This window comes from Aeromicrobium panaciterrae (assembly GCF_031457275.1).
Classification (GTDB): domain Bacteria; phylum Actinomycetota; class Actinomycetes; order Propionibacteriales; family Nocardioidaceae; genus Aeromicrobium; species Aeromicrobium panaciterrae_A.
Window position 1 is genome coordinate 1,189,155 of record NZ_JAVDWH010000001.1, and the last position, 23,350, is coordinate 1,212,504.

The 23,350-nt window shown below is 64.5% G+C and carries 27 protein-coding genes; 8 read left to right on the forward strand and 19 right to left on the reverse strand.

The genetic code is table 11. The annotated features are described in order from the left end of the window. Window position 1: 1 nt before the first annotated feature. From J2X11_RS06230 to J2X11_RS06280, 11 genes are all read right to left on the reverse strand, one after another. A complete protein-coding gene (locus J2X11_RS06230; RefSeq protein WP_309968073.1) occupies window positions 2-400 on the reverse strand; it encodes a hypothetical protein in 399 nt (132 codons plus the stop codon). Between the two features lie 86 nt (window positions 401-486). Beyond that, window positions 487-906 carry a hypothetical protein gene (locus J2X11_RS06235; RefSeq protein ID WP_309968080.1) on the reverse strand — a complete coding sequence of 140 codons (420 nt, stop codon included), beginning with the start codon at window positions 904-906 and terminating at the stop codon, window positions 487-489. Between the two features lie 10 nt (window positions 907-916). Next, window positions 917-1,039 carry a type B 50S ribosomal protein L36 gene (gene ykgO / locus J2X11_RS06240; protein ID WP_309968083.1) on the reverse strand — a complete coding sequence of 41 codons (123 nt, stop codon included), beginning with the start codon at window positions 1,037-1,039 and terminating at the stop codon, window positions 917-919. A 58-nt stretch (window positions 1,040-1,097) separates the two neighbouring features. After that, window positions 1,098-1,508: an alternative ribosome rescue aminoacyl-tRNA hydrolase ArfB gene (arfB, locus tag J2X11_RS06245; RefSeq protein WP_309968086.1), complete on the reverse strand. Its 411-nt coding sequence runs from the start codon at window positions 1,506-1,508 to the stop codon at window positions 1,098-1,100. Then, entirely contained in the window at window positions 1,498-2,097 is a 600-nt protein-coding gene (locus tag J2X11_RS06250) for a PadR family transcriptional regulator (protein WP_309968089.1), read from the reverse strand. The genes arfB and J2X11_RS06250 overlap by 11 nt, the downstream gene beginning before the upstream one ends. Window positions 2,098-2,214: 117 nt before the next feature. Further along, entirely contained in the window at window positions 2,215-2,646 is a 432-nt protein-coding gene (locus J2X11_RS06255; RefSeq protein ID WP_309968091.1) for a CBS domain-containing protein, read from the reverse strand. A 64-nt stretch (window positions 2,647-2,710) separates the two neighbouring features. Beyond that, window positions 2,711-3,625, reverse strand: a complete 915-nt coding sequence (locus J2X11_RS06260; protein ID WP_309968093.1) for an inositol monophosphatase family protein — start codon at window positions 3,623-3,625, stop codon at window positions 2,711-2,713. Between the two features lie 55 nt (window positions 3,626-3,680). Beyond that, window positions 3,681-4,676 carry a ribosome small subunit-dependent GTPase A gene (gene rsgA, locus J2X11_RS06265; RefSeq protein WP_396127847.1) on the reverse strand — a complete coding sequence of 332 codons (996 nt, stop codon included), beginning with the start codon at window positions 4,674-4,676 and terminating at the stop codon, window positions 3,681-3,683. A 1-nt stretch (window position 4,677) separates the two neighbouring features. Continuing rightward, window positions 4,678-5,958: a 3-phosphoshikimate 1-carboxyvinyltransferase gene (gene aroA / locus J2X11_RS06270; protein ID WP_309968098.1), complete on the reverse strand. Its 1,281-nt coding sequence runs from the start codon at window positions 5,956-5,958 to the stop codon at window positions 4,678-4,680. 10 nt (window positions 5,959-5,968) lie between these two features. Beyond that, the gene (locus J2X11_RS06275) at window positions 5,969-6,427 is read right to left on the reverse strand and encodes a DoxX family protein (protein ID WP_309968102.1); all 459 of its coding nucleotides are present in this window, start codon (window positions 6,425-6,427) and stop codon (window positions 5,969-5,971) included. 44 nt (window positions 6,428-6,471) lie between these two features. After that, window positions 6,472-8,112 (reverse strand): sigma-70 family RNA polymerase sigma factor, encoded by a 1,641-nt coding sequence (locus J2X11_RS06280; protein ID WP_309972294.1) that lies wholly within the window; start codon window positions 8,110-8,112, stop codon window positions 6,472-6,474. Between the two features lie 165 nt (window positions 8,113-8,277). Between J2X11_RS06280 and J2X11_RS06285 the strand changes: the two genes are divergently transcribed. The 4 genes from J2X11_RS06285 to rsrA all read left to right on the forward strand — a co-directional run bounded on the left by J2X11_RS06285 (window position 8,278) and on the right by rsrA (window position 10,693). Continuing rightward, window positions 8,278-8,916 carry a hypothetical protein gene (locus J2X11_RS06285; protein WP_309968105.1) on the forward strand — a complete coding sequence of 213 codons (639 nt, stop codon included), beginning with the start codon at window positions 8,278-8,280 and terminating at the stop codon, window positions 8,914-8,916. Between the two features lie 46 nt (window positions 8,917-8,962). Continuing rightward, complete coding sequence (locus tag J2X11_RS06290) at window positions 8,963-9,688, forward strand: SOS response-associated peptidase (RefSeq protein WP_309968108.1); 726 nt, start codon at window positions 8,963-8,965, stop codon at window positions 9,686-9,688. 109 nt (window positions 9,689-9,797) lie between these two features. Beyond that, entirely contained in the window at window positions 9,798-10,427 is a 630-nt protein-coding gene (locus J2X11_RS06295) for a sigma-70 family RNA polymerase sigma factor (RefSeq protein ID WP_309968111.1), read from the forward strand. Further along, a complete protein-coding gene (gene rsrA / locus J2X11_RS06300) occupies window positions 10,424-10,693 on the forward strand; it encodes a mycothiol system anti-sigma-R factor (protein ID WP_309968115.1) in 270 nt (89 codons plus the stop codon). Before J2X11_RS06295 ends, rsrA begins: the two co-directional genes overlap by 4 nt. Before the next feature lie 67 nt (window positions 10,694-10,760). On the opposite strand, the gene J2X11_RS14435 is transcribed toward rsrA, so the two are convergent. The 4 genes from J2X11_RS14435 to J2X11_RS06315 are packed head-to-tail and all read right to left on the reverse strand — an operon-like array spanning window position 10,761 to window position 13,860. Then, window positions 10,761-10,835 (reverse strand): 50S ribosomal protein bL37, encoded by a 75-nt coding sequence (locus J2X11_RS14435; protein WP_396127872.1) that lies wholly within the window; start codon window positions 10,833-10,835, stop codon window positions 10,761-10,763. Window positions 10,836-10,861: 26 nt separating this feature from the next. Further along, window positions 10,862-11,233 carry a thioesterase family protein gene (locus J2X11_RS06305; RefSeq protein WP_309968117.1) on the reverse strand — a complete coding sequence of 124 codons (372 nt, stop codon included), beginning with the start codon at window positions 11,231-11,233 and terminating at the stop codon, window positions 10,862-10,864. A gap of 4 nt (window positions 11,234-11,237) precedes the next feature. Further along, window positions 11,238-12,896 carry an acetolactate synthase gene (locus tag J2X11_RS06310; protein ID WP_309968119.1) on the reverse strand — a complete coding sequence of 553 codons (1,659 nt, stop codon included), beginning with the start codon at window positions 12,894-12,896 and terminating at the stop codon, window positions 11,238-11,240. A 46-nt stretch (window positions 12,897-12,942) separates the two neighbouring features. After that, the gene (locus tag J2X11_RS06315) at window positions 12,943-13,860 is read right to left on the reverse strand and encodes a DUF2785 domain-containing protein (protein WP_309968122.1); all 918 of its coding nucleotides are present in this window, start codon (window positions 13,858-13,860) and stop codon (window positions 12,943-12,945) included. A gap of 42 nt (window positions 13,861-13,902) precedes the next feature. Here J2X11_RS06315 and J2X11_RS06320 point away from each other — a divergent pair, with 42 nt between their 5' ends. After that, window positions 13,903-15,354, forward strand: a complete 1,452-nt coding sequence (locus J2X11_RS06320) for a sensor histidine kinase (protein ID WP_309968125.1) — start codon at window positions 13,903-13,905, stop codon at window positions 15,352-15,354. Between the two features lie 63 nt (window positions 15,355-15,417). Here the strand turns inward: J2X11_RS06320 and J2X11_RS06325 are convergent, their stop codons facing one another. After that, window positions 15,418-15,669 (reverse strand): WhiB family transcriptional regulator, encoded by a 252-nt coding sequence (locus J2X11_RS06325; RefSeq protein ID WP_309968128.1) that lies wholly within the window; start codon window positions 15,667-15,669, stop codon window positions 15,418-15,420. A gap of 153 nt (window positions 15,670-15,822) precedes the next feature. Here J2X11_RS06325 and J2X11_RS06330 point away from each other — a divergent pair, with 153 nt between their 5' ends. The 3 genes from J2X11_RS06330 (at window position 15,823) to J2X11_RS06340 (ending at window position 18,549) form a co-directional block, all read left to right on the forward strand. Continuing rightward, window positions 15,823-16,230: a hypothetical protein gene (locus J2X11_RS06330; RefSeq protein WP_309968131.1), complete on the forward strand. Its 408-nt coding sequence runs from the start codon at window positions 15,823-15,825 to the stop codon at window positions 16,228-16,230. Window positions 16,231-16,347: 117 nt separating this feature from the next. Further along, window positions 16,348-17,547 carry an NAD(P)-dependent malic enzyme gene (locus J2X11_RS06335; protein ID WP_309968134.1) on the forward strand — a complete coding sequence of 400 codons (1,200 nt, stop codon included), beginning with the start codon at window positions 16,348-16,350 and terminating at the stop codon, window positions 17,545-17,547. A 33-nt stretch (window positions 17,548-17,580) separates the two neighbouring features. Further along, window positions 17,581-18,549: a zinc-binding dehydrogenase gene (locus J2X11_RS06340; RefSeq protein WP_309968136.1), complete on the forward strand. Its 969-nt coding sequence runs from the start codon at window positions 17,581-17,583 to the stop codon at window positions 18,547-18,549. Here the strand turns inward: J2X11_RS06340 and J2X11_RS06345 are convergent. The 3 genes from J2X11_RS06345 to J2X11_RS06355 are packed head-to-tail and all read right to left on the reverse strand — an operon-like array spanning window position 18,546 to window position 23,213. After that, window positions 18,546-19,274 (reverse strand): AAA family ATPase, encoded by a 729-nt coding sequence (locus J2X11_RS06345; RefSeq protein WP_309968139.1) that lies wholly within the window; start codon window positions 19,272-19,274, stop codon window positions 18,546-18,548. The two genes, J2X11_RS06340 and J2X11_RS06345, sit on opposite strands and share 4 nt — an antisense overlap. A gap of 26 nt (window positions 19,275-19,300) precedes the next feature. After that, window positions 19,301-19,477, reverse strand: coding sequence for a DUF6104 family protein (locus tag J2X11_RS06350; RefSeq protein WP_309968142.1), 177 nt, complete (start codon window positions 19,475-19,477; stop codon window positions 19,301-19,303). 7 nt (window positions 19,478-19,484) lie between these two features. Then, entirely contained in the window at window positions 19,485-23,213 is a 3,729-nt protein-coding gene (locus J2X11_RS06355) for a multifunctional oxoglutarate decarboxylase/oxoglutarate dehydrogenase thiamine pyrophosphate-binding subunit/dihydrolipoyllysine-residue succinyltransferase subunit (protein ID WP_309968145.1), read from the reverse strand. Window positions 23,214-23,350: the final 137 nt, after the last annotated feature.

Sequence of the window (23,350 nt, forward strand, 5' to 3'; positions counted from 1 at the left end):
GCTACTTGCAGGAGCCGAGGATAGAGCCGACCAGTCCGCACGGAGGCTTGGGTGACGGTGACGGCGGAGGCGGCTCTGTCGTCGGATCAGGATCAGGTGCCGATGTCGTGGGCGATGTCGTGGGGCCACTATGAGTAGGGGACGTAGTGGGCGTCTTGGTTGTGCCCTTGGAGTCGGTGCTCTCGGCCTCGCGCTCGGCGGCATCGGCAGATGCCGGCGATGACGGCGTGGGTGTGGAACTGACGACGACCGGCGCATTCTTGCCGCTGACGCCGGGCAGCGTCGCCGATGCCGTGTCAGTTGCGGGAGTCTCGCCGCGTGTGAACGTCACAAATGCCGCCACAGCGATCATGGCGACCACAGCGCCGGTGATGATTCGCGGCCAAGGTTTGCTGTACACGGGGGACTCCTCGTGCGCCTCGACGAATGGGAGTGTGCCGTCAGCGCCCATTCAGGCTATCGGGCGGGAGCTTCTGGACGAAATCTTTAGGTCGCAGATCCGGTGAGGAGTGCGTCACGCCGGGTCCAGGCCCAGCGCAGTGCGACGACCGAGAACGCGAGCGTGATCAGGTTGATTCCAGCCTCAATGATGCCGCCAGCGCCCTTGCCGTAGATATCGTTCTCGAGGTCGTAGAGCACGTCCATGCAGAACAGGTACATCCCGGATGAGCCAGCGGCGATCAGCCACAGCAGAGCCGTCGGCGATCGTCGTCCGAGCGCGAAGAACGCGAGTACGCAGGTCAGTCCGAGCCATGCGTCCGCGAGTGGGAACGCATTCTCGAACGCTACGTACGCCTCGGACGTGTCGCTCTCCACCCATCCGCGGTTGGTGAACCACGTTGCCCAGTACGCGACATCGATCACGACGGCGACGACGAGCATGATGCGAACAGCTTTCACATTCATGCTGTTGAGATTAGCCCTGCCGAGCCTTGAGACGCGGGTTGATCTTGTTGATCACGAACGTGCGGCCGTGGCGACGTACGACCTGCGAACCGGGCTGGTTCTTGAGCGAGCGGAGGGAGTTGCGGACCTTCATGTGTGTCCTTCTATGCGGGGATCGACCCGCACAGATGACAACGATTGTCAGGTCGCTGCTATTCCCACGCGCCGGAGCGCCCCTGCTTGATGGCGCTGCGCTTCTTCTTGGAGTCGAGCCGGCGCTCCTTCGAGGCGCGGCTGGGCTTGGTTGCTCGCCTCGGTTTGGGCGGAACGATCGCGTGGGACACGAGATCCTCGAGCCGTACGCGTGCTGCCTCGCGATTGCGGTGTTGCGAGCGATATTGAGACGACACCACCGTGATCGTCCCGCCGACCAGTCGGTTGCTCAGCCTGTGTGAGGCGAGTTCCTTCTGGGCGGGGGAGAGCGCGGTGGTGTCGGTGAGCGACCAGATCAGCTCGACGCGAGTATCGGTCGTGTTGACGTGTTGGCCGCCGGCGCCCGAAGAGCGAGAGAACCGCCAGGTCATCTCGCTCTCGGGCAGGGACAGACGTCCGTTATGACTCATCGTCCGCAAGTATGCGGTACAGAGCCTTCCGGGCATCGTCGACGACCTTGGCAGCCTGCTCGCGCTGAGTGGCGTTGCCGGCCTGGGCGACCTGCTTCCAGGCACCCATGAGGCCCTTGAGGACGAGAACGAACTCGCGCATCTCGTCGGTCGGGTCGCCAGCGGCGGCCTCCCACGGGGTGCCGAGCTCTTCGCGGTTCTCCTCAACGTACGAGGCGCCGTCGTCGGTCAGTGTTGCGGTCTTGCGACCGTCGACGCGATCGAACGAGATGAGGCCTTCGTCCTCGAGCTGCTGGAGCACGGGATAGATCGATCCGGGGCTGGGCTTCCACGCCCCGTTGGAGCGCTCGCCGATCTCCTGGATGAGCTGGTAGCCGTGCTGCGGCTGCTCACTGAGGAGCAGGAGGGCGGCGGCGCGAACGTCGCCACCTCGTCCGCCACGACGGCGTCCACGGGGGCGGCCGGGGCCACCAAATCCGGGGCCACCAAATCCGGGGCCAAACTCACGGCCGAAGCCGAAGTCGGAGTGTCCACGTCCGCGACGGCGATCGGCCGGATTGCGGTGTTCTGAAGAATTGTTGTTACGCATGGGGGTTACCCACTTTCTGTGTACGTCGACACGATCTGATTGATCTAGTGCCGATACATAAACGATATATCGTAAAGGTATCGGATGTCAACATACGAAAGTGAGATGCTGCCCGGGTCAGCCGCCTGAGACGTACTTGTTGAGCTGATCTCGCTCGAATTCCAGCTGTTCCATGCGGTGCTTCACGGCGTCGCCGATGCTGAGCACGCCGACCAGTCGCCCGTCGTCGAGTACGGGAATGTGGCGTACGCGGTGCTCGGTCATCGCGATCATGAGCGACTTGAACGAGTCATCCGGCCCAGCCACCTGCACGTCAGTCGTCATGATGCTGGCGACCGTCACATCGCGGGCGTTCTCGACATCTCGGAGCTTGCGGACCACATCGCGCTCAGAGACGATCCCGATCATCGTCTCCCCGTCGTCGCTGACGACCATGGCGCCGATGTTGCGGTCGGCGAGCACGTCGAGCAGCTCGCGGATCGAAGCCTCGGGTTTGATCGTGTAGATGGCATCGCTGCCCTTGGACGCCAGGACGTCGCTCACGCGCATACGTAACTCCTCCGGTGGTCGTTCTGGAACTGTAACGCCGAGGGGGCCGTCCTGCGAGGGATCGTTAGGGCGCTTCGTCGCTGGCTTCGCGGGTGAAGTCGAAGTTGTGCACGTTGTTGGGCTCGGCAGCGGTGGGTTCTGGCTCGTCGTCCCATGACGGCTCCGGCGGTTCCGTGTCAGGGAAGTGGCCGACGTATGCCATCGCAGCGTCGTGAAGACGCGTGTTGGTCGCCAGTGCGTTCTCGCCCCAAGGGCCGGGCTTGCCGGCGAGGCTCGTGAACGAGCCGCCTGCTTCGCGTACGACGATGTCGAGCGCTGCCATGTCCCAGACCTTCAGTTCAGGCTCTGCTGCGATGTCGACAGCACCTTCGGCGAGCAGCATGTAGGAGAAGAAGTCGCCGTACGCGCGCGTGCGCCAGCAGCGACGCATCAACGCAGCGAAGGCGTCTGCCTTGCCGATCGCGTCCCATCCGCCGAGTGACGCATAGGAGAGCGAGGCGTTCTCGAGCTCGGTGATGCGGGAGACGCGGATCTCGCGCGATGACATGAGTGACTTGCCGGTGTAGGCGCCGGTGCCTTTGCTCGCCCACCAGCGGCGGCCGAGGGCGGGAGCCGAGACGCAGCCAGCGACGATCTCGCCGTCCTCCTCGAGCGCGATGAGCGTTGCCCAGATGGGTACGCCGCGTACAAAGTTGGCGGTGCCGTCGATCGGATCAACGATCCAACGACGACCACCCGGGCCTGAGGTGCCCACTTCCTCGCCCTGTTCTTCGCCGAGAACGATGTCTCGGGTGCGGGCGGATTTGAGCGTGCGACGGATGGTCGCTTCGACGGCTTCGTCGGACTCGGTCACGTACGTCATGTCGGGTTTGGTCGAGACCTGGAGGTCGATCGAGCCGAACCGATCCATCGACAAGTTGTCGGCGCTGTCGGCGAGTACGTGAGCGAGGCGCAAGTCGTCGTTGTACGAGTGAGCCATGGCCCTCAGAGTACGACGTTCGCGCGGGGAATTGCCGGAGGCCGCGCGTCCTCGGTCAGTAGTCGTCCTTCGTGCTCATGCTTGCCAGAATGCGCCGGAAGGAGACGAGGCGCTCCGCCGGGATGGTGCCGTCGCCGACAGCGACATCGAGCGCGCACTCGGGCTCCGTTGCTGAGTGGAGGCAACCGCGCGGGCAGTCGCGTGCCGCGTCCTGCAAATCCGGGAACGCCTTGATCAGCTGGTCGATCTCGACATGCGCCAGACCGAAGGAGCGAATGCCCGGCGTATCGATGATCCAGCCGCCGAACGGAAGCTCCAGCGAGATCGCTGACGTGGATGTATGGCGGCCGCGCCCAGTCACGGCATTGACGTAGCTCACCGACCGATGTGCGTCGGGGACGAGCGCATTGACCAGCGTCGATTTGCCGACGCCCGAGTGGCCGACCAGCACGCTGGTGCGGTCTCGCAACACATCGCGTACGGCCCCGAGGTCGCCGCCTTGCTGTGTCACGACGACGCGTACGCCGAGCGGTTCGAACAGAGCGAGGATCTCGTCGGGCTTGCCGAGATCGGCCTTGGTCAGGCAGACGAGTGGTTCCATACCCGCGTCGAATGCTGCGACCAGGCAACGGTCGATCAGGCCAGCACGCGGCGGCGGATCCGCGAGTGCGGCGACGATGACGAGCTGGTCAGCGTTGGCGACGATGATGCGCTCGATGGGATCGTCGTCGTCTGCCGATCGGCGCAGGACGGTGCGGCGGGGCAGGACCTCGACAATGCGGGCAAGTGAGCCCTCGTCACCGCTGGTGTCGCCGACCACGCGAGCCTCGTCGCCGACGACGACGCCTTTGCGTCCGAGGTTGCGGGACTTCATGGCGGTGATGGTGCGATCGTCGAGGGTCACGGTGTAGCGGCCGCGGTCGATCGTCACAACACGGGCGATCGCGGCGTCGTCGTAGTTGGGGCGATCTTTCGTACGAGGCTTCGTCCGGCGCTTCGGCCGGTCGAACTTGTCGTGCTCGTCGTCCCGTTCCCTCACCACGCTACGCACCTCATGTCGTGATGAGCCGTTCCCAGACCGGTGCGAAGTTGGGGTAGGTCTTGACCGTCGTGACGACGTTCTCGACCAGAAGCCCTTCGACGCGAAGTCCGAGCACCACGGCCGCATGTGCCATGCGGTGGTCGTCGTACGTCTTGAACGTCTCGGCGTGCAGCGGACGAGGACGTATCGCGATGCCGTCCTCAAGCTCCTCAGCATCGCCGCCGAGCCGGTTGATCTCGGTGACGAGAGCTGCAAGACGATCGGTCTCGTGCCCGCGCAGATGTGCGACTCCTGTGAGCCGTGACGGACCGTCGGCCAGTGCGGCCATCGCGGCAACCACCGGAGTCAGCTCGCCGACATCGTGCAGATCGAGCTCCACTCCGTTGAGCGTGGGACCTGCAGTGAACACCAGATCTGCACCATCGCGCACGGCCCTCGCGCCGAAAGCCTCGACGATCGTGCGCCACGCATCACCAGCCTGATCGGTCTGCTCGGGCCAGTTGCGTATGCGGATGCTGCCGCCGGTGACCAGTGCTGCGGCGATGAAGACGCCTGCATTGGAGAGGTCTGGCTCGATTTCGTCGTCGAGCGCGGCGATGGGTCCGGGTGCGACAACCCAGCGATCGGGCTGGCTGTCGTCGACTTCGACTCCACGCTTGCGCAGTTCGTTGACGGTCATCTCGATGTGCGGCATCGACGGCAAGGCGGCACCGACGTGCTGCAACTCAAGACCCTTGTCGAATCGTGCGCCCGCAAGCAGAAGCGCCGATACGAACTGGCTCGACGATGACGCATCGATTTCGAGCGGTCCGCCGGCGACCGTTCCCGAACCATGGACCACGAATGGCAGCGAGCCACGACCCTCGTCGTCAATCGCCACGCCCAGACCCCGAAGCGCGGAGATGGTGGTGGCCATGGGCCGTACGCGAGCGTGCTCATCGCCGTCGAATGTGACGTCGGCACTCGTCAGCGCAGCGACAGCCGGCACGAATCGCATCACCGTGCCAGCCAAACCGCAGTCGACGGTGGCGGCCGCAGTGTGATCGAGTGCTGCGGGAGTGATGGTCCAGACCATGCCGTCGCGATCGATAGTGGCCCCGAGAGCCACCAGGGCATCGGCCATCAGGGTGGTGTCGCGAGAGCGCAGTGGGCGGGTCAGCACCGACGGACGATCGCCGAGCGCGGCAAGGATCAGCGCCCGATTGGTCTGTGATTTCGACCCCGGCACGAGCACCTCGCCGACGACGGGCGTGTCGCGGTAGGGCGCGAGCCAAGGCAAGGGTGCGTTCATCACCCCCAGCCTATCGGCGGGCGGCGGCTTCGGTGATCTTGTCCTTTGCACGGCGGGCGATGAACTTCTTGTGCGGATCGGGATCGAGCGTGGCCATCAGCAAGCCACCGATCATCGAGATGTTCTTGAAGAAGTGGATGCGCTGGTTGGCCCTGACGACCGGATCTGTCTCGTCCCAGTAGGGGTGACCGACGTACGTGGTTGGCGGCATCGTGGCAGCAAGGACAAATGCTGAGAGCCGCGGGAATCGGCCGGTCGCCAACGCGGTGCCAGCAACCAGCTGTACGCCACCGTTGAAGCGCGTCAGATTCGAACCGTTGACAGGGAGGTCAGGAGCAACCCGCTTGATCGCATCAGCAACAGGCTGAGCCTTCGCAGCGCGCGGACCGGGATCCCTGAGCGCCATGGCGCCGCCAAAGACGAACATCGACGCAAGCATCGGGCGAGCTGCAATTCGCAGGAGGGTCATGCCTCATTCATACCCGACACCTGCACGCCAGCAAGTCCGAGTGTCTAGAGCGGAAGCCAGAGCGGTGCGCGGAACGACTGCGAGTCGTTGCCGGGATTCGGATCCTCAGGCGACGCAACCGAGATCACCCCGGACTGACCCAGTCCACGAGCCTTGGCGATGAAGGTCGCACCTTCGCCAGCTTCGAGCGTCTTGGTGCAGGTGAGGGTTGTGAGTCGTCGGTTGCGTACGGCGTCGCCACACGCCCAGCCCGGGCTGACTACTCCGCGGAAGATGGTGCTGCGGCGGAAGGCAATCCTGACCGTCACGTCGCGGGCGATCGCTCGTCCGTCGGTCGCGGCCGAGATACCTACCGTGTAGCGATGCTGCAGCAGAGCGTCGTCGTTCGTGATCGCGACGGACGCGATGCCGTAGTCAGTCGGCTTCGGCGGCGGCGGCGGCGGTGGAGGTGGAGGCGGCGGCGGTTCTTCGGAAACGTCCGGCGACGGCTGCGGGGTGGGCTCAACGACAACCTCAGGCTGCTCGGCTGTGGTGGGCACTTCCGCCTCGACAGTCGGCGTCTCAGTGGGTTCGGGCAACGGCGTCGGCTCAACCCCGGGCTCCAGCCCTGGCTCAAGTTCGACCAGTTCCGGTGTCGTCTCGGTGGGGATCGCCGCATCGGGCGTGATCTGAGGAGCAACGGCCGACGGCTGGGCGGAGTTCGTCACTCCGCCGAAGTCTGTGGCCACGGCGACCGTGCCAGCAGTCGCGAGTCCCGCCACAACCGTCGCTGTGACGATGCCCTGGGCTCCGGCGCCCGCAACACCGGCTGCACCAGCGGAGATCGCCTTGACGGGCAGGATCGCGACCCGAGCAACCTCAGCGGCAGTGCCGGTGAGACCGAGAACCGTTCCGACTCCGGCAGCAGCAGTGGCGGCAGCAACGTAACCGGCTGCGGCGGATCCGAGCAGAGCAGGGGCGAGGATGCCGGAGAGGTTGGAGTTGACCTCGGCAAGCTCGAGGTAGAGGCCGGTGCAACGACTGCACCCGTCGAGATGATCCTCGACGGCATGCGAGTCGCGAGCCGAAAGGCCCTTGCGCACGTACGCGCCGAGCTGGCCCGTCGTCTTGCGGCATCCTTCGTGGAGCTGTGGAGCGAGATGGCCCTGCAGGTAGGCCTGTCGCAGTCCTTCGCGAGCGCGATAGGCAAGTGCGGAGACGCTGTTGGCGCTCATACCGAGCATCGGTGCGATCTCGGCCGGCTTCTGGCCCTCGACATCCAGGTGCCACAGGACCAGCTGCCAGCGCTCGGGCAGTGAGCCGAAGGCATCAGCGGCAGCGCTGCGTTCGAACTGCATGGTCGTGGGATCGACGAACTCGACCGCGCGGTCGAGTTCTGATTCGTCGTCGGTTGTCTTGACCTTCTTGTTGCCGCGAATGCGGTCGAGGTGGAGACGTCGAATCGAGCTCAGCAGGTAGGCGCGGAAGAACTCATCGGGGCCCTTGCCGGCCTGGAGTACGCCGAGGACGCGGATGAATGACTCGGAAACCAGGTCGTCCGCGTCGGGACCGGGGACCAGATGTCCCGCCAGTCGACCGGCCGCCTGACGGTGCCGTTCGAACAGCAATCCGTACGCGTCAGTGTCGCCGGCGCGGACCGCAGCAATGAGGTCGGCGTCGGTCGACTCCGCTGTAGTGCTGAGCATGTCTGTCACGACGTGAGACCTCCGGGATACACAACGAGGAAATCTCCCGAAAGTTCCGCACAGAACCTGCGTCATAGGTCAGGTACTCGCGCGTCTCATATGTGTCTGATCAAGCACATCTCTTGTTCAAAGAGGGAAGGGGGGGAATCGATGTTCAACTCGGGTATGAGCTTCGTTCCTCTCGAGCACGCCGTCCGTGACGGTCGCTCAGACATCGCTGTTGTTGCACGCGGGGTGGGAGCGCGTGCAGCGCAGATGGGCGTGCCGCTCCACGAGGTCATGGACCACGTGGAGCGCGCGCACGCCCCAGAAGAGCCGCCGTTCGCGACGGTCCGTGCTGCAGCATTGGCATGGGTCGAGGAGGCTCTCGTACACCAGGTGGATGCATCGTGCGAGCACCCGTTGACTGCATTGTCGACGGTTCCGCATGTCCGCTCCCGGCTCGGCGACGTCTATCGGGGGGCCGAGCGGGACGGGACGCGTGCCGCGGATGGCTACGCGTTGGTCGTGGTGGAGCTGCCGCGTCTGGATCCTGGAAATGAGTTGGAGCAAGAACTGCGGTCTCTTGAGGTCGCTGAGGCAATGCGCATGGTCTACGCGGGAGACGAGACCATCGCGCAACTGTCCCCGCGGCGATTCGCCGCGCTCGCTGGGATCGAGCGCACGGATGCCGTGACGGTGCGACTGTTGGCGATGATGCTCGAGCAGGTGCTGGGAGACGAGTCACAGGCACGCCTGTGGGTCGAGCACCTGCCGAGCACCTCCGACGGCATCGCGACGATGCTTGCCGGCCTGACAACCTAGGGAGACACCCCCCTAGATAGTCAGTGCCGCGTGGCAGGCTTGCCGTATGTGCGGCCGCTACGCGACAACTCAGACCTCGGCATCGCTCAATCAGGCCTTTGAGGTCGACCTGGTCAACTCGTTCGTTGAGCTCGAGGCCGACTACAACATGGCGCCGACGAAGCTCGCCCCGATTGTGATCGGTCGTGCGCCCGAAGAGGCGAGCGCCGATCGCCCGCTACGCGAACTGTTGACCGCCAAATGGGGCCTCATTCCGAGCTGGGCCAAAGACCAGTCGATCGGCAACCGCATGATCAACGCCAGGTCCGAGACGCTTGCTGAGAAGCCTGCGTTCAAGAAGGCCTTCGGCAAACGGCGGGCGCTCATACCGGCTGACGGCTATTTCGAGTGGTACGCCCGAGAGCCGATCGATGGCAAGAAGACCCCCAAACAGCCGTTCTACATCACGCCCAAGGACGGTTCGATCCTGGCGATGGCGGGTCTCTACGAGTTCTGGAAGAACCGCGAAGACGACGAGTGGGTGATCAGCTACACGATCATCACCACCACTGCCGAGGACGAGCTGGGCCATTTGCACGACCGCATGCCGCTCTTTGTCGAACCAGGCGGCTACGACGCGTGGCTCGATCCTGCGCCGCATGCGACCGAAGAACTGCTTGAGCTGCTAATTCCTGCCGCGCCGGGCCGTCTCGACGCCTTTCCGGTGTCGACAGAGGTCAACAACGTACGCAACAACGGACCCGAGCTGATCGTCCCGATTCCCCCGGAATAGCGAGCATCCCTACGTCGTTCTACTAGGCATGCAGATATGTGCCGAACGCAGCGTGGCGACCATCACTCCACTGCGTAAGCGTCCGACCCCCGGAGTAGGCTGGGACGCGATGACAGTCACCCCTGCAAGCCCCGCTGACGCTGACCCGCGCAGCACTGAGACCCCGGAGCAGCGCCAGGCGCGCTTCGAGGCCGATGCCCTGCCCTTCCTCGATCAGCTCTACTCCGCCGCGCTGCGTATGACCCGCAGCCCGCATGATGCCGAGGACCTGGTCCAGGAGACCTTCGCCAAGGCATTCACCGCATTTCACCAGTTCACGCCGGGCACCAACCTCAAGGCGTGGCTCTACCGCATCCTGACCAACACCTACATCAACTCCTACCGCAAGAAGCAGCGTCAGCCGCAGCAAGTCACCGACGAGATCGAGGACTGGCAGATTGCGCGCGCGGAGTCGCATGGCTCGTCCGGACTCAAGTCCGCCGAGATGGAAGCCCTCGAGCACCTGCCTGACAGCGACGTCAAGGACGCCCTGCAGGCTCTGCCCGAAGACTTCCGCATGGCTGTCTACCTCGCAGATGTCGAGGGTTTCCCCTACAAAGAGATCGCCGAGATCATGGAGACGCCGATCGGCACAGTCATGTCACGACTGCACCGCGGCCGTCGTATGCTCCGCGACATGCTTAGCGACTATGCCCGCGATCGCGGCATGGCCGTCACCGGTGGAGGTGACACCAAATGAGTGAGTGCGACGGACCCGACTGCGAGAAGGCTCTCGAGAACCTCTATCTCTTCATTGACCAGGAGATCGACACGGCCAGCTGTGCCGAGATCCAGACTCACATCGACGAATGCACGCCGTGCCTCTCAGAGTTTGAGCTTGAGCGAGTCGTGAAGTCGCTGGTGTCGCGGTCCTGCTCGGAGGTCGCCCCCGAGGTGCTCCGACAGAAGGTGCTTGTCTCGATTCGGACGGTTCAAGTCCACATCACCGAGACCAAGAACCAGTAACACTGCGTTGGCCAAAGAGTAATCCCCGTCCGATGGACGGGGATTTCTCATGTCTTGGAAACGACGGTCAAGCGTTGGGACGCTTGCCGTGGTTTGCGCCCTTCTTCTTGCGAGCGCGGCGCTTGCGGCCTCGACGGCTCATTGATCCTCCTCGAAAAGCTGGAAGACCTAGTCTCCCACAGGCTTGATCCGGCTCATGAATCGCTCCCGATCCACGATCACTCTGCGGATCTCACCGCTCGCCAGTAGCGTCCCGGCCGCATCCAGCGCAGCGACCTGAAAACGTACGAGCCGTCCATCGGTGTGGATCACGGTTGCGGTGGCCGTGACCTCTGTCCCGACCGGACTTGCAGCAAGGTGCTCCAGATCCACGCGGGTGCCAACGCTCGTCTGGTTGGGCATGAGCTCGAGAGCAGCGCAGGTAGCCTCCTCGCACCAAGCGAGCACGACCGGCGTACCAAGGACCGGAAGGTCTCCGCTGCCGACCGCGATCGCCGTGTCGGCTTCGCTGACCGTGTGAGTGATCGATGCCGAGTCCATCGACTCAGATGCCAGTCGTGGCGCGCGGGTAGGCGGCGTTGACGTCGGTCATGACGTTGACGAGGTACGGAACGCCCGAGGCGAACGCGCGATCCAGTGCGGGTCCGATGTCCTTGGGGTCAGTCACCATCTCGCCGCCACCGCCCAGAGCGGTCACAACCTGGTCGTAGCGCGTCTGAGGTGCGAGATCGGCAGCCACGTCGTAGCCGTAGAGCCACTGCATCGGGCCCTTCTCGAGCCCCCAGGCCGAGTTGTTGCCGACGATCATGACGATCGGCAGGTTGTGGCGCACCAAGGTGTCAACATCCATCAGCGACATGCCTGCGGCACCGTCTCCGTACAGCAGGACGACCTGGCTGGAGGGCTTCGCGATACGGGCGGCCATCGCCGCTCCCATGCCAGCGCCAAGACAGCCGTACGGACCTGGGTCGAGCCAGCCACCCGGGAGCTTGGGCTCCACGAACTTGCCGGCGAACGACACGAAATCTCCGCCGTCGCCGATCACCACGGCGTCGTCCGCGAGTCGTGGCAGCAGTTCGCCGTAGATGCGGGCGGGATGGATCGGGTCCGCAGATGCTGTGAGCAGCTCGTTGTCTCGAGCCGTCGCTGCCCGGACCTCGTCCTGCAGCGTGCTGAGCCAGGGTGACCAGTCAGGCTTGCTGCCAGCACCGGACTGGAGCGCAGCCAGCACTCCATTGAAGACAAGCGTCAGGTCACCGCTGGCAGAAGCGGCCATCTCGGCGTGGGTCGAGACCTGGCCGGGGGAGTCGGCGATATGCACCGTCTTGGCCGGCGTCGCGCCTTCCTTGCCGCCGAAGATGCCGTACCCGAGGCGGAAGTCGAGCGGCGTACCAACGACGATCACCAGATCGGCGCCGTTGAACGACGTTGAGCGCGCCTTGGTCACGAGCTGCGGGTGGCCGCCGGGGATGATGCCGCGACCCATGCCGTTGGAGATGACGGCGATGCCGGTCTCCTCGACGAACTGAAGTGCTGCCTGCTCGGCGTGGTCAGCCCATACGTCGGTGCCGATCACGAGGACGGGACGAGCAGACTCGCGGAGGAGTCCGGCGATCTTGGACAGGGCGCCGGAGTCGGGCTCGATCGGCGCTGTCGTGTTGCCCTTGGACTTGGTGGTCACCGTCGTGGCATTGAAGAACTCGTCCATCGGCACGTCGACGAAGGTCGGCCCGCGGTGCGACGAGCCGGCAAGTGTGAAGGCCTCATCCAGTACGGGGGCGATGTCGTCGACCTTGTGCGCTGTGACAGCCGACTTCGAGACGCTGGCAACGATCGGCGGCTGGTCGAGCTCCTGCAGGCTGCCCGAACCCCATCGGTTGTTGGGCGCGCGACCACCGACGACCACCAATGGCGATCCGGAGAAGGTGGCCTGGGCGATGGGACTGACACCGTTGGTGACTCCCGGTCCGGCTGTCAGCACCGCAAGACCCGGCTTGCGGGTGAGCTTGCCGATGGCCTCGGCGGCGAAGACGGCGGTGGGCTCGTGGCGTACGTCGATGATCGGCATCGCCGGCTCAGCCTTGACGGCGCCGTCGTACATCGGGAACACGTGAGCGCCGGAAAGGGTGAACATGTGCTCGACACCGTGGGCGCGGGCGACGTCTACGGCGTGGACTCCGCCGTGCTGGGGTTCGTGAGTCATGTGACGCACGCTACTAAAGAGGCGGAGCGCCCGGTGGTAGGAGCGTCTATGTGACGGGTTTGGCACGTGTGGTTGGGCGATAGAGCCATGGACTCTCGGCGCGGATCTGGTCGAGCACAGCCAGGATCAAGTCGGCTCGGTGAGCCGGCTGCTCAGCGAACAGCTCGGCATCCGCGCGCAGATCGGCTCGCCCTTGTACGCCGAGCGCAAGCTGCAGGTGGAGCGCTCGAAGTAGGGACGAGGTGTTGCGCACCGATGGTGATGGCCACTCCGCCTCGATGTGGCCGCGCGTACGAGGGACCTGGATACCAGCGCCGAGTCGGGCCAACCACGGCTCAACGATGCCGGCGTCGAGCGCGTTGCGATGCAGCAAGGTCATGACCGCGTACGCCAGGCGATCCTCCTCGCCGTGTCGCCAGATGTACGAAGTCGGCGTGAGTACGCGATCGGCAATGACGTCCAGCAGGACGGTGAGCTCGAGGCGACCGAAGTGGCGGGAGCGGGCGAGTGCGGCGAGGAGGTCGGCGCCGTGCGCGATCGCATTGGCCCAGCCCTGCTCGGGCACCCATCCGCGGTGGTCCTGCTCGCGTACGTACCAAGCCGTCGCGCTGTCGCCCCAGGCCAGCACCGAGTCGGACGTCATCAGGTGCTCGTTGTTGTCGCGTCCGATGATCTCGGCGAGCATCAGCGCACTGTAGGAGCGGCGAAGCACTGAGAGGTCGCCGTCATGGCCCAGCCCGTAGCGGAGGCCGGGGACGATGCCGTCGCCCAAGCCGGAGAGCAGTTCGTCGTAGACGCCTTTGGTGATCCACGTCGTCAACAGTGGATAAGCAATGTCTTCGCGCCAGCGAGGATTGGGGTGGCCGAGCATCTCGACAAGTTCGACAGTGCACTCGTCCAGACTTCGATCGGCCGGTACTTCCATACCGGCCTGCATCACTGATTGCCAGTACGCCTCAGACACTCATCCATCCTTACATGCGCCGCTCACCACTACGCTTGACGTGTGCCCTCGCTGGATGACATCGCGCGATTCCAGACGTCGCTGTCGACCGGCGATGTCTCGTGGCTGCATGCCCTGGTGACGGATTGGCAGATCATTGCTGACCTCTCGTTCTCTGACCTTGTGCTGTGGGTGCCCGATTCAGAGTCGAAGGGAATGTGGGCTGGCGCCCAGATTCGCCCGACGACGGGCCCCACTACGTTGCTCGAGGATGCCGCGGGCACGTTCCTGCCGGCCGGCCATACGGATCGACTCGATCAAGCCCTGGCCAGCGGCGAAGTTGTCGACGAGCAGATCGAAGAAATGCCAGACGGTACGCGCGTCCGTACCCGCACGATCCCGGTGAAGCGTGAGGGCTCGGCAATCGCGATCATCTCGTCGCGGCGCAATGACAATGCGCCGCGTACGGCGAGTGAGCTCGAGGCGACGTACCTTGAGGCGGCCGACGAGCTGATCGACATGATTCAGCGCGGCGAGTTCCCTCTTGACGGCACTCGATCCGACCTCGCTGACTCGCTGCGAGTCGGCGATGGACTGATCCGTACCGACGGCCGCGGCCGTGTCTCGTACGCCAGTCCCAACGCTTTGTCGGCCTATCGACGGCTCGGGCTTGCCGGCGACCTGATGGGTGCCGAGCTGGGCGAGGTCACGACCGGCTTGATCGACCGCCGACCCACCGATCGAGGACCGCTGGGCTTGTTGCGCGGTGATTCGGGAGGTGAGGCCGAGATCGAGAATGCGACCGGATCGCTGCTGCTCCGCGTCATCCCGCTGAAGTCGGGCGGGCATCGCAACGGGGCCCTGATCCTGCTGCGTGACGTCACCGAGCTCAGGTTGCGTGAGCGTGAGCTCGTCTCGAAGGAAGCGACGATCCGCGAGATCCACCACCGGGTCAAGAACAACCTGCAGACTGTCGCAGCGCTGCTTCGGCTTCAGGGTCGCCGTGTTGAGCTGCCCGAAGCGCGGGCCGCACTCGATGACGCCGTACGCCGCGTCGCCTCCATCGCGCTCGTGCACGAGACACTCAGCCAGTCATTCGGGGACGAGGTCGACTTCGATGAGATCGCCGACCGGCTGATCCACAACGTCCTCGATGTCTCTCGCGGACCTGACGTCGGTGTCGTCCACGCCGATCGAGTCGGATCGTTCGGCTCGCTGCCCGGCGTGATCGCCACACCGCTGGCCATGGTGCTCACCGAGCTCATCCAGAACGCCGTGGAGCATGCGTACGGCGCCGGCGGCGGCACCTTGACGCTGGCGGTCAACCGCATACGTGACCGCGTCCGGCTTCGCGTGAGTGATGACGGAGTCGGATTGCCGAAGGACTTCGATCCCGCAGACAGCCTCGGGCTCTCGATTGTCACGACCTTGGTCGAAGGTGAGCTCGGCGGCACGTTGACCTTCGAGCGTCGCAACAGCGGCGGTACGACGGTCGCGATCTCACTGCTGGTCTAGAACGGGTCGGGACGCAAAGAACCCCGCGCTCCAAAGAGCACGGGGTTCACCGATACGTGTACGTCAGGCAGTACGAATACGTGCCCGAGCATTGCGGCGCTTCAGCGTACGACGTTCGTCTTCGCTCAAGCCTCCCCACACACCGTGGTCCTGGCCGCTCTCCAGTGCCCATTGCAGGCACAGTTCGCGGACATCACAACGGCGGCATACGACTTTCGCCTCTTCGATCTGCAAGATGGCGGGACCCGTGTTGCCGATGGGGAAGAAGAGCTCAGGGTCCTCATCTAGGCATGCGGAACGATGACGCCAATCCATGTGGACACTCCTTCCCGTTCGGTTGCGCCGTGGGCAGGCCGGTCTGACCCGTTCCAAGGCTGAGGCTCCATGTTTTCAAGGTTTCAACTGCATTACAAGGGTAAGGACCCTTGCGAATTGTTGAGTTGGGTCACACTTTCGTAGGCTGGCGAGGTGACACCTCCAGAACCGCTCAAAAAGTCGGCTCGAACACTGCTCGGCATCGCCGCTGTCGTGGTCGCTGTGGAGGCTCTCGCATATGTAGTTCTGGCCGTGCTCGACGTGGCGGATGTGTCACGCGATCGGTTGGGTCTCGGCGTCGGAGCTGGGCTCCTCCTCGGGGTCTACGGCCTCGGACAGCTGTTCGCCGCCTGGCGGGTTTCGCAGGGCGAATCCTGGGCGCGTAGCCCACTCATCGTCACTCACCTGATCCAGTTGCTGCTCGCCTGGAACCTGCGCGACGGCGACACCACGTGGCTGGCGATCGTGATGGGAGTTAGTGCGGTTGTTGTGCTCGGATGTCTGCTTGCTCCTCCAGTCAACCGGGCGTTGGGACGTGACATACCGGTTGTGAGAGACTGAGAACCGGGTACGACCTGCACAAACCACCCCTTCAGTGCGGGTACCCATGAGCGGCCAACTGCCGCATCGGCGATCTGATCGGTCCCGTCACTAGCTTTCAACTTCCCGAGGCATTCAATGGTTGCGACAGATATCGACGTGCATACACCGGCACCGGACCCCGAAGACCCCATTTTTGCGCTGCACCGCGGCGGCAAGATGGCGATCACGGCGACCGTACCGCTGAACAATGCCGACGATCTCTCCATGTCCTACACACCCGGCGTCGCTCAGGTGTGTGAGGCCATTGCGGCTGATCCCGAGGTCGCCCACGAATACACCTGGGTGTCCAACACTGTCGCCGTTGTTACTGACGGCACCGCCGTTCTCGGCCTCGGTGACATCGGACCCGCAGCCTCCATGCCTGTCATGGAGGGTAAGGCCGTGCTGTTCAAGCAGTTCGGCGGTGTCGATGCGATTCCGATCGCCCTGGCCACCACCGACCCAGACGAGATCGTCGAGACCATCGTCCGACTCGCTCCGTCGTTCGGCGGCATCAACCTCGAAGACATCTCCAGCCCGCGCTGCTTCGAGATCGAGCGCCGTCTCATCGAGCGCCTCGACATCCCCGTCTTCCACGACGATCAGCACGGTACGGCGGTCGTCGTTCTCGCGGCTCTGTTCAACGCCCTGCGCGTCACAGATCGCTACATCGAGGACGTCAAGGTTGTCATCTCCGGCGCTGGTGCAGCCGGTGTTGCGATCACCAAGATCCTCAAGACCGCAGGCGTCACCAAGATCGCGATCGTCGACCGAAGCGGCGTGGTGCATTCCAGCCGCGGCCAGCTCGACGAGGTCAAGCAGTGGCTCGCCGACGAGACGGCTGACTGGGCGCGTCCCGGCTCGGTGTCGGACGCACTGTCCGGCGCTGACGTCTTCATCGGCGTCTCTGGCGGCACCGTTCCCGAGGAAGCCGTCGCATCAATGGCTCCTGACGCGATCGTGTTCGCACTCGCCAACCCGCAACCTGAGATTCATCCCGACATCGCCAACAAGTACGCACGCGTTGTTGCGACCGGGCGTTCGGACTTCCCCAACCAGATCAACAACGTGCTGGTCTTCCCGGGCATCTTCCGCGGAGCGCTCGACGTACGTGCGACGCGCATCTCCGAAGGTATGAAGCTCGCGGCAGCTCAGGCAATTGCCGATCTCGTCGGCGACGAACTCACCGAGTCGTTCATCATTCCATCGCCGTTCGACCCGCGGGTCGCAGCGACAGTGGCGCGTGCCGTGACCGACACCGCCCGGCGCGAGGGTCTCGCGCGTCGGCCATACTGACGCCCCAACGCACTCACTTTCCCGAGGAGCTGGATGTTCGCCGTCTATGCAGACCAGATCAACCCCGACGCGCCGCTGGATGGCCTCGTCGTAGGGGAGCGCCCCGAGCCTGAGGTGCCCGACGGTTGGACGACCGTCACGGTCAAGGCCGCATCCATCAACCACCACGATGTGTGGAGCCTGCGCGGAGTCGGCCTGCCGGCTGATCGCCTCCCGATGATTCTTGGATGTGACGCTGCTGGTCTCGACGAGGACGGCAACGAGGTCCTCGTACATGCGGTCATCAGCGATCCGTCGTGGCGCGGCGACGAGACACTCGACCCCAAGAGGTCGCTGCTCTCGGAGCGTCACCAGGGAACGTTCGCCGAACGTGTCACGGTGCCGAAGCGCAACGTTGTGGCCAAGCCAGAGGGACTCTCCTTCGCCGAGGCCGCCTGCCTACCCACGGCGTGGCTGACTGCGTACCGGATGTTGTTCACCCAGTCAGATCTCAGGCAGGGCGACACCGTTCTGGTGCAGGGCGCCGGTGGCGGAGTCGCGACAGCGGCCATCACCTTGGCGCGGGCAGCTGGATTCCGCGTGTACGCGACCAGTCGCGATGAGGACAAGCGCAACCGTGCCGTCGAGATCGGTGCCCATGAAGCCTTTGAGTCCGGTGCCCGATTGCCGTCGAAGGTCGATGCCGTCATCGAGACGGTTGGAGCCGCCACGTGGTCACACTCGGTCAAGTCGATGCGCCCTGGCGGCACGATCGTGATTGCCGGTGCGACGTCGGGCGATGCCCCGTCACATGCGGAGCTGACCAGGATCTTCTTCCAGCAGATGCGCGTCCACGGCTCGACGATGGGCACCCGTGATGAGCTTCATGCGTTGGCGCAGTTCATGGACGTCACCGGCACCAGGCCGTTGATCGACCGTGAGCTCCCCATGGCGGATGCCGCCGAGGGTCTCGCATCGGTCATCGACGGAAGCGTCTTCGGCAAGATCGTCCTGACGCTCTAGTCATCCGCCAGCGTGTGGCGGAGATAGCGCATCGGAGCGTCTAGGTATGCCTTCCAGTGCTTGACGAGCTCTAGCTCGTCCCAGGTTGATTCGCGGATTCCCCAGTCGCCGATTTCGAGTATGCGTGCGCCTGGCATGGAGGCGAGCACGGGCGAGTGAGTCGCGCAGAGGACCTGTCCACCCACCGCGGCAATGTCGTGCAGCACCCGGATCAGGGTGAGGGTCGACCGGAAGGAAAGCGCAGCCTCGGGCTCGTCGAGGCAGTAGAAGCTCGGCGAGTCGAATTTGCTGTTGAGCACCTCGAGGAAGGATTCGCCGTGGCTCATGGCGTGATAGTCGGCTTCGGTGGGGGAGCCGTAGTCGTCCATGTACGTGTACCAGCCGTGCATGGTCTCGGCCCTCAGAAAGAAGCCCCAACGGCCCGTCCCTATGCCTCGCTGAATCTGCAGGTCGCGGTGAAGCGGGGACTCGGTGCTTCGCGTCTCGTGTCGGCCGTGGGCGCTGCCGCCTTCGGGTGACAGCCCGTAGGCAACCGCTATCGCTTCAACGAGAGTCGACTTGCCCGATCCGTTCTCACCTACGAGGAACGTGACTCCAGGCCCCAGGTCGAGACCATCCTTCAGCAGCTGCTCCGCGGCAGGAATCGTCCGAGGCCACTCGCCAGCGGTGAGCTCGGCGTGCGAACTACGAGAAACTCGTACGACGGGAGGCTGGTCGAAGTTCACGGGACAAGCCTGTCAGGAGCGTGTGACTAATCCTCGTCATCGTCGAGGCGGGCCAGCCAGGTGGCCAGGCGCTCGACGGGGATCTCGAAGTCGGGATTGAGATCGACGAACGTGCTGAGCTGCTCCGCGAGCCAGGCGAAGGTGACTTGCTCGTCACCTCGCCGGCTCTGAAGCTCTTCGATCCCGCGGTCGGTGAAGTACATCAGACGATCAGGCGAATGCCTGCGCCATCAGCGCCTCGAACTCCTCGACGTGGCGTGCGTGCGAACCGACAGACGGAGCTGACGACGCCGGACGCGACACCCGCGACAGCGGAAGGCCGTCGAACTCGCCCATGAAGTTGAGGGCGATGTGCGGCCAGGGGCCCTGGTTGGCGGGCTCGTCCTGAACCCAGCGGATCTCGCGCGCGTTGGGGAACTTGGCGATCTCTGCGTTGAGTTCGGCCGTCGGGCGCGGGTAGATCTGCTCGAGTCGCACGATGGCAGTACGTGATGCCTCGTGCTCACGCTTGGCGCGCTCGGCGAACAGGTCCCAGGCGATCTTGCCGGAACAGACCAGAACACGTTCGACCGATGCGGTGTTGACCGAATCGTCGCCGATCACCGGACGGAACGTGCCGCTGGTGAAGTCCTCAGGCTGCGAGGTCGCGGCCTTGTTGCGGAGCATCGACTTCGGCGTGAAGACGATCAGCGGACGGTGCTCGCTCTCGAGGTTCTGGCGGCGCAGCAGGTGGAAGTACGACGCGGGTGTCGACGGCTGGGCGACAGTCATCGAGTTGTCCGCGCACAGTTCGAGGAAGCGCTCGATACGCGCCGACGAGTGGTCGGGACCTTGGCCTTCGTAGCCGTGCGGGAGAAGCAGCACGACGCCAGACTTCTGGCCCCACTTGGTCTCACCGGAGGAGATGTACTCATCGACGACGGACTGAGCGCCGTTGATGAAGTCACCGAACTGCGCCTCCCACATCGTGAGCGCCTCGGGACGTGCGACGGAGTAGCCGTACTCGAATCCGAGCGCTGCGTATTCGCTGAGCAGCGAGTCGTAGACGTAGAACGTGGCCTGATCCTTGGTCACGTTGGTCAGCGGCGTCCACTCGTTCGCGTTGACGCGATCGATGATCGTCGCGAACCGCGAAGCGAAGGTGCCTCGACGCGTGTCCTGGCCGGAGATGCGTACGGGACGGCCGTCGGCAAGCAACGAGCCCATCGCGATGATTTCGCCAGTGCCCCAGTCGATCGGGCCGGCGGTGATCGACGCAGCACGACGCTGGAGCTGCGGGAGCACCTTGGGGTGAACCGTGAAGCCCTCAGGCACGTTCGTGTAGGAATCCGCGATCGCCTTGAGCATCTCGGGCGTGACTGCGGTGACGAGCTCGCCGGAGTGCTCAGGCTTCTCGGGGTAGTCAGGTGTACGCGAGTAGCCGGGATCGGCCGCGGCTTCCTTGACCTCGGCAAAGTTGCGCTCGAGCTGTGCCTGGTAGTCGGTCAGAGCCGCTTCGGCCTCTTCGAGCGTGATGTCGCCACGACCAACCAGAGCTTCGGTGTAGAGCTTGCGCACCGACTTCTTGTTCTCGATCGTGTCGTACATCAGCGGTTGGGTGAAGCTGGGATCGTCGCCCTCGTTGTGACCGCGGCGGCGGTAGCACACGAGGTCGATCACGATGTCCTTGTTGAACGTCTTGCGGTATTCGTACGCAAGGTGTGCCACGCGGATGCAGGCTTCGGGATCGTCGCCGTTGACGTGGAAGATGGGCGCCTGAATCATGCGGGCGACGTCAGTGCAGTACTGCGACGAGCGCGAGGACGACGGTGACGTCGTGAAGCCGACCTGGTTGTTGACGATCAGGTGGATTGTGCCGCCGGTGCGGTAGCCGCGGAGCAGCGACAGGTTGAGCGTCTCGGCTACGACACCCTGGCCAGCGAACGCGGCATCGCCGTGCACGAGGACCGGAAGAACCGGGTAGTCAGTGCCGCGGTTGAGACGGTCCTGCTTGGCGCGAGTGATGCCCTCGAGCACCGGGTCAACGACCTCGAGGTGCGACGGGTTGGCCGCGACGGAGACCTTGATCTTGTCGCCGGAACCGGAGGTGAACTCACCCTCGACGCCGAGGTGGTACTTCACGTCGCCGGAGCCCTGGACCGTACGCGGGTCGATATTGCCCTCGAACTCGCGGAACACCTGGCTGGCGTGCTTGCCAGCGATGTTGACGAGGACGTTGAGGCGACCACGGTGAGCCATGCCGATGCAGACTTCGTCGAGCGCGTCGGCCGCGGCAGCCTCGCAGATTTCGTCGAGGACGGGGACCGTCGTCTCGCCGCCTTCGAGGCTGAACCGCTTCTGCCCGACGAACTTCGTCTGCAGGAACGTCTCGAACGCCTCGGCCTGGTTGAGCTTCTGCAGGATGCGCAGCTGCTCTTCGCGCGGCGGCTTGGTGTGCGGGCGCTCGATGCGCTCCTGGAACCAGGCGCGCTCGGCCGGGTCGTCGATGTGCATGTACTCGAGGCCGATGGTGCGGGAGTACGAGTCGCGCAGGATGCCGAGGATCTCGCGCAACTTCATGAAGCGCTTGCCGTTGCCGAACGAACCGGTGGCGAACTCTCGATCGAGGTCCCACAGGGTCAGCCCGTGGCTCGCGGTGTCGAGATCGGGGTGGCTGCGTGCGTGGTTCTCGAGCGGGTTGGTGTCGGCCATGAGGTGGCCGCGCACTCGGAACGCGTGGATGAGCTCCAGAACGCGAGCCTGCTTGTGCACCTCGTCGTCGTGGCTGACGGCGATGTCCTGTGCCCAGCGGATGGGCTCGTACGGGATCTTGAGCGCGCGGAAGATGTTGTCGTAGAACTCGTCTTCACCGAGGAGCAGTCCGTGGACCTTCTTGAGGAACTCGCCGGACTGCGCACCCTGGATGACGCGGTGGTCGTACGTCGACGTCAACGTCATCATCTTGGAGATCGCCATTTGCGCGAGCGTGTGCTCGGAGGCGCCCTGGAACTCGGGCGGGTACTCCATCGATCCGACGCCGACGATGACGCCCTGGCCCTGCATGAGGCGAGGGATCGAGTGGTTGGTGCCGATGCCGCCGGGGTTGGTCAGGCTGACCGTGGTGCCCTGGAAGTCGGAGACTTCAAGCTTGTTGTTGCGCGCCTTGGTGACCATGGTTTCGTACGCGGCCCAGAACTGGGCGAACGTCAGCGTTTCCGCGGCCTTGATCGAGGGAACGAGGAGCGTGCGGCTTCCGTCGGGCTTCTGCAGATCGATCGCGAGACCGAAGTTGACGTGCTCGGGCTTGAGCTGGTTGGGCTTGCCCTTCTCGTCGACTTCATAGCCGGTGTTCATGGCCGGCATGGCCTTGATGGCCTGGACGATGGCCCAACCGATGAGGTGTGTGAACGAGACCTTGCCACCACGCGCACGCGCCAGGTGGTTGTTGATCACGACGCGGTTGTCGAACAGCAACTTGACGGGCATCGAACGAACGCTTGTCGCGGTCGGGACCGCGAGGCTGGCATCCATGTTTTGGACCGTGCGAGCGGCTGCACCCTTGAGGACGGTCTTGCCGACCTCGCCGGGCCCGACCTTCTCGGCTGCGGGCGCCTCTGGGGTCGCGGCAGGAGCTGCGGGCTTGGCGGGTGCTGCGGGCGCTTCGGCAGCCGGCGCAGCAGGCGCAGCAGGCGCAACTGGGGCGGCTGGAGCCGCCGTGGCTGCAGGGGCCGGTGTGGAAGCGGCCGGCGTGGCGGCGGGCGCCTCAGGCGTCACGGTGGCAACGGCGACGGCCTCCGGCGTGTTGCCGTTGGTCGACGGCGGAGGGCCATCCTCGAAGAATGTCGCCCAGGTCGGATCGACCGAAGTCGGGTCCTCTTGAAAGCGTTCGTACATTTCCTCTACGAGCCACTGATTCGTTCCAAAATCAGGGGTTGTGTGGTCTGGTGAGGAGTTGGCCACTGCCTCGATCGCCTCTTCCGGCTAAGTGCTGAAACGCATGTGAAAACTTCGCTTACAAGGGTAACGCGCGAGCCCAGCGCTTATGACGCCGGTTGGCTCGCATTTCAGATTGCCACGATGACGCCGCGTTCGGGCGT